16 protein-coding genes, 1 tRNA gene and 1 pseudogene are annotated in these 14371 nt (G+C 69.4%); 12 read left to right on the forward strand and 6 right to left on the reverse strand.

Going from position 1 to position 14371, the window contains the following annotated elements; translation table 11 throughout:
- Positions 1-86: 86 nt before the first annotated feature.
- Entirely contained in the window at positions 87-2210 is a 2124-nt protein-coding gene (locus tag M8J74_RS04525) for an FtsK/SpoIIIE domain-containing protein (RefSeq protein ID WP_249835156.1), read from the forward strand.
- 204 nt (positions 2211-2414) lie between these two features.
- Positions 2415-2882: a hypothetical protein gene (locus M8J74_RS04530; RefSeq protein ID WP_249835157.1), complete on the forward strand. Its 468-nt coding sequence runs from the start codon at positions 2415-2417 to the stop codon at positions 2880-2882.
- Between the two features lie 11 nt (positions 2883-2893).
- Here M8J74_RS04530 and M8J74_RS04535 read toward each other — a convergent pair whose 3' ends face one another.
- Positions 2894-3448 carry a hypothetical protein gene (locus tag M8J74_RS04535; RefSeq protein WP_249835158.1) on the reverse strand — a complete coding sequence of 185 codons (555 nt, stop codon included), beginning with the start codon at positions 3446-3448 and terminating at the stop codon, positions 2894-2896.
- A gap of 129 nt (positions 3449-3577) precedes the next feature.
- On the opposite strand from M8J74_RS04535, the pseudogene M8J74_RS04540 reads away from it, so the two are divergent.
- The 8 genes and pseudogenes from M8J74_RS04540 to M8J74_RS04575 form a co-directional block, all read left to right on the forward strand.
- A pseudogene (locus tag M8J74_RS04540) lies at positions 3578-4063 on the forward strand (DNA cytosine methyltransferase); the annotation flags it as partial.
- A gap of 136 nt (positions 4064-4199) precedes the next feature.
- Positions 4200-4625, forward strand: a complete 426-nt coding sequence (locus M8J74_RS04545) for a hypothetical protein (protein ID WP_249835224.1) — start codon at positions 4200-4202, stop codon at positions 4623-4625.
- A 23-nt stretch (positions 4626-4648) separates the two neighbouring features.
- A complete protein-coding gene (locus tag M8J74_RS04550) occupies positions 4649-4807 on the forward strand; it encodes a hypothetical protein (protein WP_249835225.1) in 159 nt (52 codons plus the stop codon).
- A 93-nt stretch (positions 4808-4900) separates the two neighbouring features.
- The gene (locus tag M8J74_RS04555) at positions 4901-5806 is read left to right on the forward strand and encodes a bifunctional DNA primase/polymerase (RefSeq protein WP_249835159.1); all 906 of its coding nucleotides are present in this window, start codon (positions 4901-4903) and stop codon (positions 5804-5806) included.
- Positions 5803-6162, forward strand: coding sequence for a hypothetical protein (locus tag M8J74_RS04560; protein ID WP_249835160.1), 360 nt, complete (start codon positions 5803-5805; stop codon positions 6160-6162). Before M8J74_RS04555 ends, M8J74_RS04560 begins: the two co-directional genes overlap by 4 nt.
- Positions 6159-7616, forward strand: a complete 1458-nt coding sequence (locus M8J74_RS04565) for a DNA primase family protein (RefSeq protein WP_249835161.1) — start codon at positions 6159-6161, stop codon at positions 7614-7616. Before M8J74_RS04560 ends, M8J74_RS04565 begins: the two co-directional genes overlap by 4 nt.
- Positions 7617-7691: 75 nt before the next feature.
- Positions 7692-7880 carry a helix-turn-helix transcriptional regulator gene (locus M8J74_RS04570; protein WP_249835162.1) on the forward strand — a complete coding sequence of 63 codons (189 nt, stop codon included), beginning with the start codon at positions 7692-7694 and terminating at the stop codon, positions 7878-7880.
- Between the two features lie 61 nt (positions 7881-7941).
- The gene (locus tag M8J74_RS04575; RefSeq protein WP_249835163.1) at positions 7942-9321 is read left to right on the forward strand and encodes a tyrosine-type recombinase/integrase; all 1380 of its coding nucleotides are present in this window, start codon (positions 7942-7944) and stop codon (positions 9319-9321) included.
- Between the two features lie 176 nt (positions 9322-9497).
- Here M8J74_RS04575 and M8J74_RS04580 read toward each other — a convergent pair.
- Positions 9498-9579 (reverse strand) — tRNA-Tyr (locus tag M8J74_RS04580).
- 225 nt (positions 9580-9804) lie between these two features.
- Here M8J74_RS04580 and M8J74_RS04585 point away from each other — a divergent pair.
- Positions 9805-10293: a YajQ family cyclic di-GMP-binding protein gene (locus tag M8J74_RS04585; RefSeq protein ID WP_058923827.1), complete on the forward strand. Its 489-nt coding sequence runs from the start codon at positions 9805-9807 to the stop codon at positions 10291-10293.
- Between the two features lie 140 nt (positions 10294-10433).
- Here M8J74_RS04585 and M8J74_RS04590 read toward each other — a convergent pair whose 3' ends face one another.
- Positions 10434-10700 (reverse strand): GlsB/YeaQ/YmgE family stress response membrane protein, encoded by a 267-nt coding sequence (locus tag M8J74_RS04590; RefSeq protein ID WP_058923828.1) that lies wholly within the window; start codon positions 10698-10700, stop codon positions 10434-10436.
- A 223-nt stretch (positions 10701-10923) separates the two neighbouring features.
- Between M8J74_RS04590 and M8J74_RS04595 the strand changes: the two genes are divergently transcribed.
- Complete coding sequence (locus tag M8J74_RS04595) at positions 10924-12186, forward strand: APC family permease (RefSeq protein WP_249835164.1); 1263 nt, start codon at positions 10924-10926, stop codon at positions 12184-12186.
- Positions 12187-12297: 111 nt separating this feature from the next.
- Here the strand turns inward: M8J74_RS04595 and M8J74_RS04600 are convergent, their stop codons facing one another.
- From M8J74_RS04600 to htpX, 3 genes are all read right to left on the reverse strand, one after another.
- On the reverse strand, positions 12298-12864 hold the full coding sequence (locus M8J74_RS04600; protein ID WP_249835165.1) for an SMI1/KNR4 family protein: 567 nt from the start codon (positions 12862-12864) through the stop codon (positions 12298-12300).
- 188 nt (positions 12865-13052) lie between these two features.
- Positions 13053-13445 carry a YccF domain-containing protein gene (locus M8J74_RS04605; RefSeq protein ID WP_249835166.1) on the reverse strand — a complete coding sequence of 131 codons (393 nt, stop codon included), beginning with the start codon at positions 13443-13445 and terminating at the stop codon, positions 13053-13055.
- Entirely contained in the window at positions 13442-14305 is an 864-nt protein-coding gene (gene htpX / locus M8J74_RS04610) for a zinc metalloprotease HtpX (RefSeq protein ID WP_058923832.1), read from the reverse strand. The genes M8J74_RS04605 and htpX overlap by 4 nt, the downstream gene beginning before the upstream one ends.
- Between the last annotated feature and the right edge of the window lie 66 nt (positions 14306-14371).

The following is a 14371-nucleotide window of genomic DNA, read 5'->3' on the forward strand; positions in this document are numbered from 1 at the left end:
GGTGGCCGTCCCTGCCACGGACCCGGCCACCCCGGCACTCTCCCTCAACTCCCGCCCTGATCAGGGCAGTCAGGAGCACGTTCAGCATGTCCGAGAACGTCGTCAGTCTCCACAAGAGCCCCGACCTGGAACCGTCCGCCGACACGGCCAGCGTGACCACGCTGACCGTCGTCCCCGACCCCGCCCCGGGCAAGCCCGTGCCGCTGTGGGTGCGCTCCGGCCGCGCCGTGCGCACCGTGGTCACGCACGAGACCACCAAGACGACCGTCCGCACGGTGGCCCGCCACGGCCTCTACACGGTCAACGGGGGCCGGATCGTGGCCCGCCGCACCTGGGACGGCAAGACCGGCGCCCGCTACGAGCGCATGCTGCGGGCCGCCGAGGCCGCCGGGAACTACGAGGTGGCCGAAGAGTGGGAGGAGCGTCTTCAGCGCTTCCGTGAGGCACGCCACCGCCGCCGCATGGACCTGCTCCACTCCCCCGTGGACGTGGCCAAGGGCGTCGGGGTCGGCGTCGGAATGAGCATCGGCACGCTGATCGCCCTCGGGGTCGTGATGGCCATCCACAACCACGACGTCACCGACATCATCACCCCACTGAGCGCCACCATCGACTTCATCGGCCTGCTGATCCGGATCGTGCAGATCGTATGGGGTCCCGCCCTCGCCGTCGGCCCGTTCCTGGCCCTGCTGGGCATGTGGGCGGTCGGCAGCAAGCAGCAGGCCGCACCCGCGTGGGCCCTGCCCGCGAATGTTCGGTCGGGCGAGGGTGAGCCGATCACCCCGTCCATCGTCGTCAAGGCGCTGCGCGACCTGGGGGTGCCCGCCCTGCGCAAGGCGATTGCGGAGATGGGGGACGCCGGCGCGGGCATGCTGGGTCCGATCCGGATCGCCGGATGCGGCGTCGAGGTCGACGTCACGCTCCCCTCCGGGGTCTCCACGATCGAGGTGCAGAACCGGCGCCGGAAGCTGGCCGAGAACCTCACCCGGCACGAGCACGAAGTTTTCATCACCATCCCGCAGGCCGCCCGCACGGTGCGGCTGTGGATCGCCGACTCCGGCGCGCTGGACGAGCCGATCGGCCCCTCTCCGCTGGTCACCGACGACACGATGACCGCCGACTACGCCAAGGGTCGCGCCCCTTGGGGACAGGACCTGCGCGGCGATGCGGCAGCGCTGAGCCTGTATCAGCGCCACCTGCTCATCACCGGCCTGTCCAACCAGGGCAAGACCGTCGCCCTGCGCTCCCTCGCGCTGTGGCTGTCGCTGGACAAGTCGGTGCAGTTCCTCATGGGCGACCTCAAGGGCGTGGGCGACTGGGCCATGTTCGACGGCCTCGCCACCACCCTGATCCAGGGTCCGACCGATGAGCACGTGATCCAGGTGACCGAGATGGTTGAAGGCGCCGTCGACGAGATGAACCGCCGCATCCAGGCCCCGCCCGGCACCACCTTCCCGCCGCTGATCGTGCTGGTCGACGAGGCACAGGTCGCGTTCATGTGCCCCGCCAAGGATGACCAGAAGCGCCCCTACGGCGGCTCCAAGGCCAACTCCCGGTACTTCATGGCCGTCCGCAAGATCCACAACCAGGGCCGTGCGGTCAACGTCCTGATGTGGCAGGGCACCCAGGACCCCACCAACGAGAACCTGCCCAAGCTGGTTCGGGAGGGCGCCCACACGCGCGCTTCCCTGGCGCTGGGGACCGAGTCGCAGGCTCGTATGGCACTGGGGGACAAGGCTGTCGACGGTGGGGCCGCGCCGAACCTGCTGCGTCCGGGCCTGGACCGGGGAACCCTGGTCGTCGCCTCCGACGGCATCGCCATCCCCGCCGGACAGTCGTCCATCACGGTGCGCACGCACTACATCGACGACGACGCAGCCGAAGCCATCACCGACCGCGCCAAGGCGCTGCGCGACGGGGTGACCACCCTGCACGCCATCGAGAAGGGTGAGGAGCACGACCCGCTCACCGACATCGCGTCGGTGGTCGGCACGGCGGAGCGGGTGCGCACGAAGGACGTGCTGTCCCGGCTCGGCACGCTCAACGCGGACGCCTACGGCAAGTGGTCGTTCCTCGACCTTAAGCGCGTTCTGGACGGCACGGGGGCCGAGCCGTACAAGTCCGACGGCGTCATGGTCGTCGGCCGCGACCGCCTCGCCCGCGCCCTCGCCAACCGCGACGACGAGGGTTCCGCTTCCGCCTCCGAGTGACAGGGAGGCGACCCCCGCCGGGGCAGGGAGGCAGGGAGAACTCCCTGAACCCCTCCCTGCCCCGCCTCCCTGGCCCTGACCTGCACGAATGATCTTTCAGAGAGGCAGGGAGGCACCCCAGGTCAGGCCCCCGAAACCCCCTCCACGGCACACCCCGAAGGGGGTGCCTCCGCCTCCCTGACCACTCGCCGGAAGGGATTCCGCATGTACCCCGAGCAACCCGGCCACACGGCCGCCGAGCGGGCCGTGACCGCCTACCAGCCGACCCCGATACCGCCCGCCGCCGGCGTCCAGTCGGCGCCGATGGTGCCCGTCCAGCCGGGCGCGGTGCCGTCGGTCGCGAGCATCGTCCTGCCCGACGGCCGCGTCGTCACCGGCTACGCCATCGAGCCCGCCCAACCCGCCCCGCTGGCGGTCAAGCCGCCCGTCTCCCGCGCGGCCGTGAACGTCGCCCTCGGAGGCGTGGGGTTCCTCGCGGTGTGTGGCGGACTGCTGCTGCTCACCACGTTCATCACCGCCCTGACCGCTCTCATCACCCAGCTCATCACCCTCGCCGCCGTCATCTCCGGCGGCTGGATCGCCGTGCAGATCTTCAAGCCCCAGGGTCACCAGAGCGGGACCACGGTCAACATCCGCAAAGCCGTCTTCAAGCGCAACCACTTCCACGGCTGAACATCCCGGCATCACCCGGAGCCAGTCGGCGGTGACCCGCCACTGCTGCCACTCGTACCGAGATCATCGCGCATCGCGCTTCGCATTTCACGCCAGCTTCTCCAAAACTGCCCCAAGTAGTCCCCGATTTCCTCGAAGGAGCCATCCGGGCGCGGATGTCCCTCCTCAAGGTCCTTCGTCATGCCGTAAGCAGTTCCCAGGGCGGTGGACAGTCGATCCAACTGATCGAGAACAGGGTCAGAAGCCATCATCTGCGCTTCGGCGAAAGCCGCGTGACACGCGTGCCGCGCTTCCTCAAGCTCCTGCCTTGCGGTGTCGTCGACCTCGTCGCGACGAACGCGCCATAGATAGATCATCAATTGGACGCGGTACCGCCTCATGGCGGAGTTCGTCGCTATGTAGCACGCACGCCGCTTCTCGAACTCCCTCTGAAAGTGCTCCCGCTGCCACTGACTCTGGGCAGCTCGGTGCTGTCTCTCAAAGTCCGCAGCCAGGGCTTTGGCCTGCGAACGCTGAGACAGGACGGGCGCCAGCAGCGTTCCCGTCACACCGAACACCGCTGCCATCAGCCCGAGTAACGCACTACTCACGGCCCCTCATCCCCCTGGAAAGCAGGGCGGCCCCCGCATCTCGCCAAAGAACCGGGGCCGCCCCTGCCAACCAGTCCTCAACAGACCTGTTGGAGGCCACCCAGCATGCCCCATCCCGACGCCTTGCGTCTCGGCTCGCTGTGCACCGGATACGGCGGCCTCGACATGGCCGCACAGCACGTCTTCGGCGGCTCCCTCGCCTGGGTCGCGGACAACGACCCCGGCGCCTCCCGCATCCTCGCCCACCGCTTCCCCAGCACGCCGAACCTCGGGGACCTCACGGCCGTCGACTGGCGCGCGGTGGAACCCGTCGACATCGTCACGGGCGGCTACCCGTGCCAGCCGTTCAGCTCCGCCGGCAAACGGAAGGGAACCAAGGATGCCCGGCACATCTGGCCCCACATCGCGCGTGCCCTTGGGGTTCTACGACCCCGCATCGCGGTCTTTGAAAACGTCGCAGGGCACCTTTCTCTCGGATTCGACACCGTGCTCGCCGACCTTGCCGCGCTCGGGTTCGATGCGGAATGGCGCTGTGTACGCGCGTCCGACGTCGGCGCCGCTCACCAGCGCAACCGGCTGTTCGTCCTCGCCTGGCCTGCCGACACCGGCAGCGCGGGACTGGCGCGGGGGTGGGCAGCGCGGGCAGCTTCCCACCGCCGTCACCTCCCTGCTGCCGACCCCGTCGACCTCGGAGAACACCGGGCCCGGACACGCCGCACAGGGCGGCATGAACCTGCGCCACGTCGTCTCCCTGCTGCCGACACCCCTGGTCGGGGACTCCAAGGGTGCCCGTCAGGCGACGGCGCCGAACCCTCGCAGCAGCTCACCGACCCTGACCGATCTGACGTTCAGCGGGGCACTGCTGCCGACCCCGCGGGCATCGGAGAACGAGAACCGGCAGACCCGACGCAGCCCCTCGCAGGAAGCCGGGAGTCACGGCAAGAGCCTGGCGGCCGAGGTGGGTTCGCTGTTGCCGACGCCGTGTGCGACGGACGGCAGCAACGGCGGCCCCAACCAGCGCCGGGGCAAGGGGGACTTGACCCTGCCGTCGGCGGCGCACCGGATTGGGGCGTCTACGGCCCGGCCGTCGCCCGCTGGGAACACGCCCTCGGACGGCCCGCTCCCCGGCCAACTGACGCTCTGGGACGGCTGAACCCGCCCTTCGTCGAATGGCTCATGGGACTGCCCACCGGCCACGTCACCGACGTCCCCGGCCTGTCCCGCAGCGCACAGCTCAAGGCGCTCGGCAACGGGGTCATGCCCCCACAGGCCGTACACGCCCTGAATCTGCTGCTGGCCACCGCCCCCGCCGGCGACCTCACCGCCGCCGCGTAGCCCAACGCCAGGGGCGGCCCCCGCATCTCGCCAAAGAACCGGGGCCGCCCCTGCCAACCAGTCCTCAACAGACCTGTTTGGAGGTCCCCCAGCATGACCCATCCCGCCCGGTCCGCGCTGCTGCGCGCGGCCCTGGACGCCGCCGAACGCGGCTGGCCCGTCATCCCGCTCCGCCCCGGCAGCAAGGTCCCCGCCCTGCACGGCGAACGCCGCTGCCCCCGTACCGGCGACTGCGCGGACGGACACCGCACGTTCGAGCGGCGCGCCACCACCGACCCCGACCGCATCGAACGCTGCTGGGCTTCGGGCCCGTTCAACGTCGGTATCGCCACCGGCCCCGCCGGTCTGCTGGTCGTCGACCTCGACACCCTCAAGCCCACAGACACAGAGGGCACGCCTGACGGCGCGGCCAACTTCCAGGCGCTCTGCGAGCGCGCCGGGCAGGCCGCACCCCTCACCCGGCGAATCCGGACCCCCAGCGCGGGAGAGCACCTGTACTTCACCGTCCCCGACGGCGTCCGCTTCACCAACACCACCGGCACGCTCACTCCCAAGGTCGACACCCGCGCATGGGGCGGTCAAGTCGTCGCCCCCGGCAGCATCACGTCACAGGGCCCGTACACGGTCCTGGACGATGAGCCCGTTGCAAACCTGCCCGAATGGCTCCAAAAGGATCTGACGGCCCCACAGAGGCCTGCCACGGCCCCGGTCCTGCCCACCCTCGCCCGTAACACCGACCGGTACGCCGCCGCTGTCCTGCGACGCGAAGTCGCGGCCGTGGCCACCGCAGCCGAGGGCGGACGCCAAGCCGAACTCCTGCGCGCCGTACGGGCCGTGGGCCGGTTCGTCGCCTGGGGAGACCTCGACCGCGCCACCGTCGAAACGGCTTTTACCTGCGGGGGCGAGTCGGCCGGACTGCCGCTGGGCGAGTGCCGCGCCACCATCCGCAAGGCCCTGGACTACTCCCTGCGTACCGCCTGGCCCCGGAGGACGGCATGACCACCCCCGGACACCGCCCCGCAGGTAAAAGCCTCACCCACACCCCGACCGGCCCGCACGCCGCCGACCGGGCCGCGCCCCGTCCGGCCGTGGGCGAGCCGACAGGCGCCGCCCGCAAGGGCGTCCGCACTGCTGTTTGCCCTGACCCGCAGACCGGAGACGGCCGGTACATCGTCGCGTGGCTGCACATCAGCGCCCCGCGCAGCGCCACCCCCACCGCCACGTCCACGTGCCTCTGCGGCCGCGACCGCAGCGCCGTCGGCAACCGCCAGGTACTCGCCCTGATCACCGACCACGAAGACCACCGCGCGAACTGCCCGTTCCGTGCCTCACCGGAAGGGAGGACCGCAGCATGATGGACACCCGCCCCGACAACGGCCCAAGCGAGGAACTCCCGCCGCCGTCCAACCCCCTGGCCGTCGCCCGCCGTCTCCTGCCGGACTGGCAGAGTCATGACGGGCAGTTGGTGTGCCGGCGCTGGCGCGCATCGTGGATGCGCTGGACGGGAACGTGCTGGCGAGAGATGGACGAAGCGCATGTACGCGCGGCCATGTACACCCGCCTCGAACACGCCGTCTACCTTGCCCCGGTCAAGGACGGGGAGTTCGAGGAACGCGACTGGGCCCCGACGAAACAGAAGATCAGCAACCTTCTCGACGCGTTGGGCGCCATCACTCTGCTGCCGACCGAGACCGACGCTCCCGCCTGGATCGAGGGTGGGGACGCGGCGGACGGCGAGCCGATGGTGGCGTGTGAGAACGGCCTGCTCAGGATCGAAGACCGCGCGCTGCTGCCGCACGGACCCGGGTTCTTCAACCTGGTCTCCGTCCCCTTCGCCTACGACCCCGCCGCGAGGGCACCGACGTGGGAACGCTTCCTGGCGCAGATCTGGCCGAATGACCCCGACGCCATCGCCGCTCTTCAGGAGTGGTTCGGCTACGTGCTGTCCGGCCGGACCGACCAGCAAAAGATCCTGCTCATCGTCGGCCCGTCCCGCTCCGGCAAGGGCACTATCGCCCGCGTACTGAAAGAGCTGGTCGGCAAGGAGAACCTGGCCGGACCCACGCTCGCCGGACTCGGCACGAACTTCGGACTGTCCACGCTGGTCGGCAAGCCGCTCGCGGTCATCTCCGACGCGCGTCTGTCCGGCAACGACAACAGCCAAGTCGTCGAACGGCTGCTGACGATTTCCGGTGAGGACACCATCGATATTGACCGCAAATACCGTGCGGTGTGGACCGGCAAACTTCCGACCCGGCTGGTGATCCTGTCCAACGAGCTGCCGCACTTCGGCGATTCCTCCGGCGTGATCGCCCGCCGGTTCGTGCTGCTCAACATGCGGGTGTCGTGGCTGGGCAAGGAAGACCCCACCCTGTTCGACCGGCTCACCGCCGAGATGCCCGGCATCCTCAACTGGGCCCTGGAAGGGCTCGCCCGTCTCCAGCGCACAGGCCGGATCACCGAACCGGCGTCCAGCCGCGAGGCGGTCACCACCATGCAGGACACCGCCTCGCCCACGTCCGCCTTCATCCGTGAACGCTGCACCACCGGGCCCACCTGCTCCGTGCCCGTGGACGCCCTGTGGACGGTCTGGCGGGAGTGGGCCGAGGACAACGGCGTCCGCCCCGGCACGAAGCAGATGTTCGGCCGCAACCTGCTCTCTGTGGTTCCCCAACTCAGCCGTTCCCGGCCCCGCGACGCGTACGGCCGACAGGTGATCACCTACACCGGGATCACGCTGAACCTGTCCGAACCACATTTGCCTGAGTCGCGACTCATCGCGTCTCAAAGCCCCTCTGAGAGCCGCTGAGTGCCGATGAGTCGCGACTCAGAGGAATGTATTTCCAACTTCTCCCCGTCCGCTCCGCCTTCGCTGAGGAGTGCCATGGCTCGCCCCAAGATGCTCAAGCTCCCCGAAGTCCTCGAAGAGATCGAGATGAGCCGCGCCGCCTTCTACCGCATGCGCGCCCGGGGCAAGGCCCCCAAGCTCATCAAGCTGCCGAACGGTCAGCTCCGCTGCCGCCGCACCGACCTCGACGCGTGGTGGTCGTCCATGGAAGACACTGCCGCCTGACCACCTCCCGCACACCCGAGACACGAGGGGCCCGCTTCCGGCGGGCCCCTCTGGAGTTCAAATGGCACTGACCTACGACGTTCGCCTCTACTCCATCGAGGTCCGCAAGGATCGCCCGAAGCCCTACCGCCTGCGCTGGCTGGTCGGGGAGCGCAAGCACTCCAAGAGTTACACGCTCAAGGTGCAGGCGGAGGGCCGCCGTTCGGAACTAATGTCCGCCGTGCGACGCGGCGACCAGTTCGACGAAGAGACGGGCCTGCCCGTATCGGAACTACGCGCCAAACAGGGTTCCATCACCTGGTACGAGCACAGCCGCACGTACGTCGACCGCAAGTGGGCACTGGCGCCGGCGAAGTCGCGGAAGAACTACGCCGATGCACTGGCGACCATCACACCCGCGCTCGTGAAGACGAAGACGGGAATGCCCGATACCGCGCTCATGCGGCGCGCGCTGTACGGGTGGGCGTACAACCGGAACCGTTGGGACGCGACCCCGCCGGACGATGTGGCCCGTGCCCTCGCCTGGATCGCCAAGCACTCCATGCCGGTCTCCGCCATGGAAGACCCTGCGACCGTACGTCTGGCCCTGGACGCATTGTCCCTACGGCTAGACGGGAAAGAAGCATCGCCGCGCACTGCGAAGCGCAAGCGGGCGTGCCTGAGCGACGTTCTCGGACTCGCCGTGGAAGAGCAGTACTTCACCATGCCGGTCAACCCGATCACGGCCGTGAAGTGGACCGCCCCGAAGTCGGTGGAAGCGGTGGACCCCGAGAGCGTCGCCAACCCTCGCCAGGTCCGCGCCCTGCTGGCAGGGGTGCGTGAGCAGGGCCCGCGGGGGCGGCACCTGGAAGCGTTCTTCGGGTGCCTGTACTACGCGGCCATGCGTCCCGCTGAGGCCGCCGGACTGCGGGTGAGCCAGTGCCACCTTCCGGAGACGGGGTGGGGGATGCTCACCCTGCGGCAAGGGGTGGTCCGGGCCGGACGGAGTTGGACCGACGACGGGTCGGCACACGAGATGCGCCACCTCAAAGCCCGCGCCAAGAAGGACTCCCGTCCGGTACCGATCCCGCCGCACTTCGTCCGTATGCTGCGGCAGCACATCGCCGATCACGGCACGGCACCCGATGGTCGGCTCTTCCGGACGAACCGCAATGGCCTGCTACAGGAGACCGGCTATGGGGAGGTGTGGGCCAAGGCCCGGAAGGACGTGCTGACCGAGGCGGAAACATCCTCGCTGCTGGCCCGCCGCCCCTACGACCTCCGGCACGCCGGCGTCTCGTTCTGGCTCAGTTCCGGGGTGGACGCGATGGAGTGCGCACGCCGCGCCGGACACAGCATCGCCGTGCTGCACAAGGTGTACGCCAAGGTGCTTGACCAGACCCGAGAGCGTGCGAACAGCCGGATCGACGCAGCACTTCGGGAGTGGAACGAGCCGGAGTGATCAAGCTCTCCCCCGGGGGACACCTGGGGGACACGCGCTGATCGACGGTGGGATATGGGCGATACGAGGTGAGACACGTCCACGTCCCGTCCACAGTGAAATCGAACGGATGTGATCAACGAAAGACCCCCTCTGATCAGGCCATATCCCTGATCAGAGGGGGTCTTCTCTCAGCGTGGCGGCGCCAGGATTCGAACCTGGGAAGGCTGAGCCGGCAGATTTACAGTCTGCTCCCTTTGGCCGCTCGGGCACACCGCCGGGGTTGCTGCCGGTCGAACCGCTTTTCGGCGGTGCTCTCTGGCAACGACGTAAACAATACCCGATGCCGAGGGGTGCTTCGCCACCCGATTGATCTGCGCTCACGGGAGCCCGGGTGGCTAGGCTTGTCCGGATGCGGCCCGTGCACCGAGCCGGGCTCGGCGGCCACCCCCACGCCCGCCGAACCGCACCCCATACGCACCCCGATACAAGGAGCCACAGGACATGGCCGACTCCAGTTTCGACATCGTCTCGAAGGTCGAGCGGCAGGAGGTCGACAACGCCCTCAACCAGGCCGCCAAGGAGATCTCGCAGCGCTACGACTTCAAGGGCGTGGGAGCCTCGATCTCGTGGTCCGGTGACAAGATCCTGATGGAGGCGAACTCCGAGGACCGCGTCAAGGCCGTCCTCGACGTCTTCCAGTCCAAGTTGATCAAGCGCGGCATCTCGCTGAAGTCCCTGGACGCGGGTGAGCCCCAGCTCTCGGGCAAGGAGTACAAGATCTTCGCGTCCATCGAGGAGGGCATCTCCCAGGAGAACGCCAAGAAGGTGGCGAAGATCATCCGGGACGAGGGCCCCAAGGGGATCAAGGCTCAGGTGCAGGGCGACGAACTGCGCGTCAGCTCCAAGAGCCGTGACGACCTGCAAACCGTGATCGCCCTGCTGAAGGGCAAGGACTTCGACTTCGCGATCCAGTTCGTGAACTACCGGTGAGCCGGATGACGGCGGTTGCCGCGACGAGCTGCTGAGTCACGGCGTACGGGAAAGGGTGGGCACCTCTCGGTGCCCACCCTTTCTCGCCTGCTGGCCGCGGTCCAAGGGTGTGCCCGGCCGTGCCGGGCGGTGCTGCTCGGTCAGTCGCGGGAGTTGCCGAACAGGATGCGGTAGGCGATCAGGAGGACCAGCGAGCCGCCGATCGCCGCCGCCCAGGTCGCGCCGTCGTAGAAGTGCTTGGTGATCGGGTGGTCCAGGAAGCGGGAGGAGATCCAGCCGCCGATGAACGCGCCCGCGATGCCGATGAGCGTCGTGCCGATGAAGCCGCCCGGGTCGCGGCCCGGCAGCAGGAACTTGGCGATGGCTCCGGCCAACAACCCCAGGATGATCCAGCTGATGATCGTCATGCCGTGAACCTGCCCTCCCGCTCTGTGCAATCACTGTCCGAACGGTGAGATTTCGGTGCGGACAGCCACTGCGTCGTGTGCCACGCCTCCACCGCGTCCACCGCGTGGGCCGTATGTCGGTCGGCTCGCACGGCCCGGTCTCGGCGCGCTTGTTCTTGCTGCGTTGCTGGGGAGGACGCCTCCGCGGTGCTCCCCGGTTGCAGCGATCAGTAGGGTGCGAGCCATGACACGGTCCGGCTCCGCCTCCGAACTGCGCCGCACCCTGGGCGTGGGTGACGCCGTGATCATCGGGCTCGGCTCGATGATCGGGGCCGGGATCTTCGCCGCCCTGGGGCCCGCGGCGCGTGCGGCCGGCTCCGGGCTGCTGCTCGGCCTGGCGGTCGCCGCCGTGGTCGCCTACTGCAACGCCACGTCGTCGGCGCGGCTGGCCGCGCTGTATCCGGCCTCCGGCGGCACCTACGTGTACGGGCGTGAGCGGCTCGGCGCGTTCTGGGGTTATCTCGCGGGCTGGTCGTTCGTGGTCGGCAAAACGGCCTCCTGTGCGGCGATGGCGCTCACCGTGGGCGCCTACGTCTGGCCGGGGCAGGCCCATGCCGTGGCGGTCGCGGCCGTGGTGGCGCTGACCGCGGTGAACTACGGCGGCATCCAGAAGTCCGCCTGGCTGACCCGGGTGATCGTGGCGGTGGTGCTGGCCGTCCTCGCTTCCGTCGTGGTCGTGTGTCTGGGGTCGGGTGCGTCCGAGGCCGGGCGCCTGGACGTCGGGGCCTCCGAGGGCGCGGGAGGCGTCCTGCAGGCGGCCGGTCTGCTCTTCTTCGCCTTCGCCGGGTACGCCCGCATCGCGACCCTGGGCGAGGAGGTACGGGACCCCTCGCGCACCATCCCCCGGGCGATCCCGCTGGCACTGGGCATCGCACTGGCCGTGTACGTGTGTGTGGCGGTGGCCGTCCTCTCGGTGCTGGGGGCCGACGGTCTCGGGAGCGCGGCCGCTCCACTGGCCGACGCGGTGCGGGCGGCCGGCGTGGCGTGGCTGGTGCCGGTCGTGCGGGTCGGGGCCGCGGTGGCCGCGCTGGGTTCGCTGCTCGCCTTGATCCTGGGCGTCTCGCGGACGACGCTGGCCATGGCCCGTGACCGGCATCTGCCCGGCGCGCTGTCGGCCGTGCATCCGCGTTTCCAGGTGCCGCACCGGGCCGAGCTGGCCGTGGGCGCGGTCGTCGCCGTCCTCGCCGCCACGGTGGACGTGCGGGGCGCGATCGGGTTCTCCTCCTTCGGTGTGCTCGCCTACTACGCCGTGGCCAACGCCTCGGCCTGGACGCTGAGTCCCGCCCCGGTGGCCCGGCTGCTACCGGCTCTTGGGCTGGTCGGATGTGTGGTGCTGGCGTTCTCGTTGCCGGTGACTTCGGTGGTCGTGGGCACGGGGGTGCTTGCGGTGGGTGTGGTGGCGTACGGCGTTCGGCGGTGGTTGGACGGGCGGCGGCAGCGCGCGTAGGGCCGGAGTTGCGTCCTGCAAGTGCAGAGCGCGGGCGGCGGGGGCGTAAGGGGGCTGCGGCGGTCTCGGGTGAGCTCCGCGCAGGGTGCCGTGCAAGGGTGCGGTGGGCTCTCAGCCGGGCTCTGTCGGCGTCGTGCGTATATGGAAGTCGGGCCACGGGGTCATCTGGAAGTCGTCCGCCATCTCGTCCCACCAGCCGGTGCCCTCGACCCAGGAGCGCAGCCAGTCCGCGAGGGTGGGCGCGTCCACGAACCAGGCGTGGTCGGGGTCGCCCGGGTTGGGCTCGAAGAGCAGGACCGTCGCTTCCGGGGAACGGCAGTCCACGCAGGCGTACATGGCACAGCCCCAGTGGGATATCGGCAGGACGCCCTCCGGCCAGGGCCAGTCCGGGTCCTTGCGGCCGCTCTCGCGGTTGGCCAGGTACTGCGGGACCGCGGCCGGTTCGCCCGCGGGCGAGCTGTCCAGGAGGGGCAGCAGGCCGTACTCCGGGCCGAATCCGCCGTCCCCTATCCGCAGGTACAGGTCGGCGAGCAGGGGCGGCAGGGAGAAGCCCAGAGTGGCCTCGGCCCGGGACAGGGTGTCCGCGGCGACGGGCGCGGGAAGGGAAGCCCAGCCGTAGGAGCGGGTGTTGCGTGCCTTGGCGGCCACCCGTGCCAGCAACTGCTCGTTCTCGGTCATGGGTTCATGATGCAAGGCGGCACTGACAACCGGGCCGGCCTGTGGACAACCGCCGGGTTGTGGAAAACTCCGGGCCGGAGGAGGCCGGAGGAGGCCGGAGGAGACGTGCCGGACTCCGGACCGGCGGAGACGTGTCGCTAGGCCGGCTGCTGGCCTGCGGACCCGGTGGGACTACGTGCGCGGCCGGGTCAGCGTGCCGCGAACGGCTCGTCCGCCCGCACGATTTCACGGCCGAGCGGCAGCAGCGAGACCGGGATCAGCTTGAAGTTGGCGACGCCGAACGGGATCCCGATGATCGTGAGGCACAGGGCGATGCCGGTGACGATGTGCGTCAGCGCCAGCCACCAGCCGGCCAGGACCAGCCACAGGACGTTGCCGACGCACGAGGGCGCACCGGCGTCGCGGCGCTCGACCGTCGTGTACCCGAAGGGCCACAGGGCGTAGACGCCGATGCGGAACGCGGCGATGCCGAACGGGATGCCGATGATCGTGATGCACAGCAGGACTCCGGCGGCCAGGTATCCGAGGAACAGCCAGAAGCCGCTGAGGACGAGCCAGATGACGTTCAGGATGGTTTTCACTGGGGTCGACCTGCCATCTTCTCGAGCCGGGCGATGCGCTCCGCCATCGGCGGATGCGTCGAGAACATCTTTGACAGTCCCTGACCGGGACGGAAGGGGTTCGCGATCATCATGTGGCTCGCCGTCTCGATGCGCGGCTCGGGCGGCAGCGGCAGCTGCTGGGTTCCCGTCTCCAGCTTGCGCAGGGCGCCGGCCAGGGCGAGCGGGTCTCCGGTCAGCTGGGCGCCGGACGCGTCCGCCTCGTACTCCCTCGAACGGCTGATGGCCAGTTGGATGAGGGAGGCCGCGAGCGGGCCCAGGATCATGATGAACAGCATGCCGATGAGGCCGGGGCCGTCATCGTCGTCGGAGCGGCCGATCGGGATGAGCCAGGCGAAGTTGACCAGGAACATGATCACCGAGGCGAGGGCGCCGGCGACCGACGAGATGAGGATGTCGCGGTTGTAGACGTGACTGAGTTCGTGACCGATGACGCCGCGCAGTTCGCGCTCGTCGAGGAGGCGCAGGATGCCTTCCGTGCAGCACACCGCGGCGTTGCGCGGATTGCGGCCCGTCGCGAAGGCGTTCGGCGCCTCTGTCGGCGAGATGTACAGGCGGGGCATGGGCTGACGGGCCTGGGTGGAGAGCTCGCGGACCATGCGGTAGAGGGCGGGGGCCTCGAACTCGCTCACCGGACGCGCGCGCATCGCGCGTAGCGCCAGTTTGTCGCTGTTCCAGTACGCGTAGGCGTTGGTCCCCAGGGCGACGAGAACCGCGACGACGAGCCCCATACGGCCGAAGAAACTGCCGATGACGATGATGAGGGCGGACAGTCCTCCGAGGAGGACTGCGGTCCTTAGCCCGTTGTGCCGGCGGTGCACGGTACGCCCTCCAAGTGATGCAGCAGGGGAACCCTTTGCTTGCGGATCTTGATTGCTGTCTCGGTG

Origin of the sequence: Streptomyces panaciradicis (genome assembly GCF_023516615.1) — a bacterium.
GTDB classification, from domain to species: domain Bacteria; phylum Actinomycetota; class Actinomycetes; order Streptomycetales; family Streptomycetaceae; genus Streptomyces; species Streptomyces panaciradicis.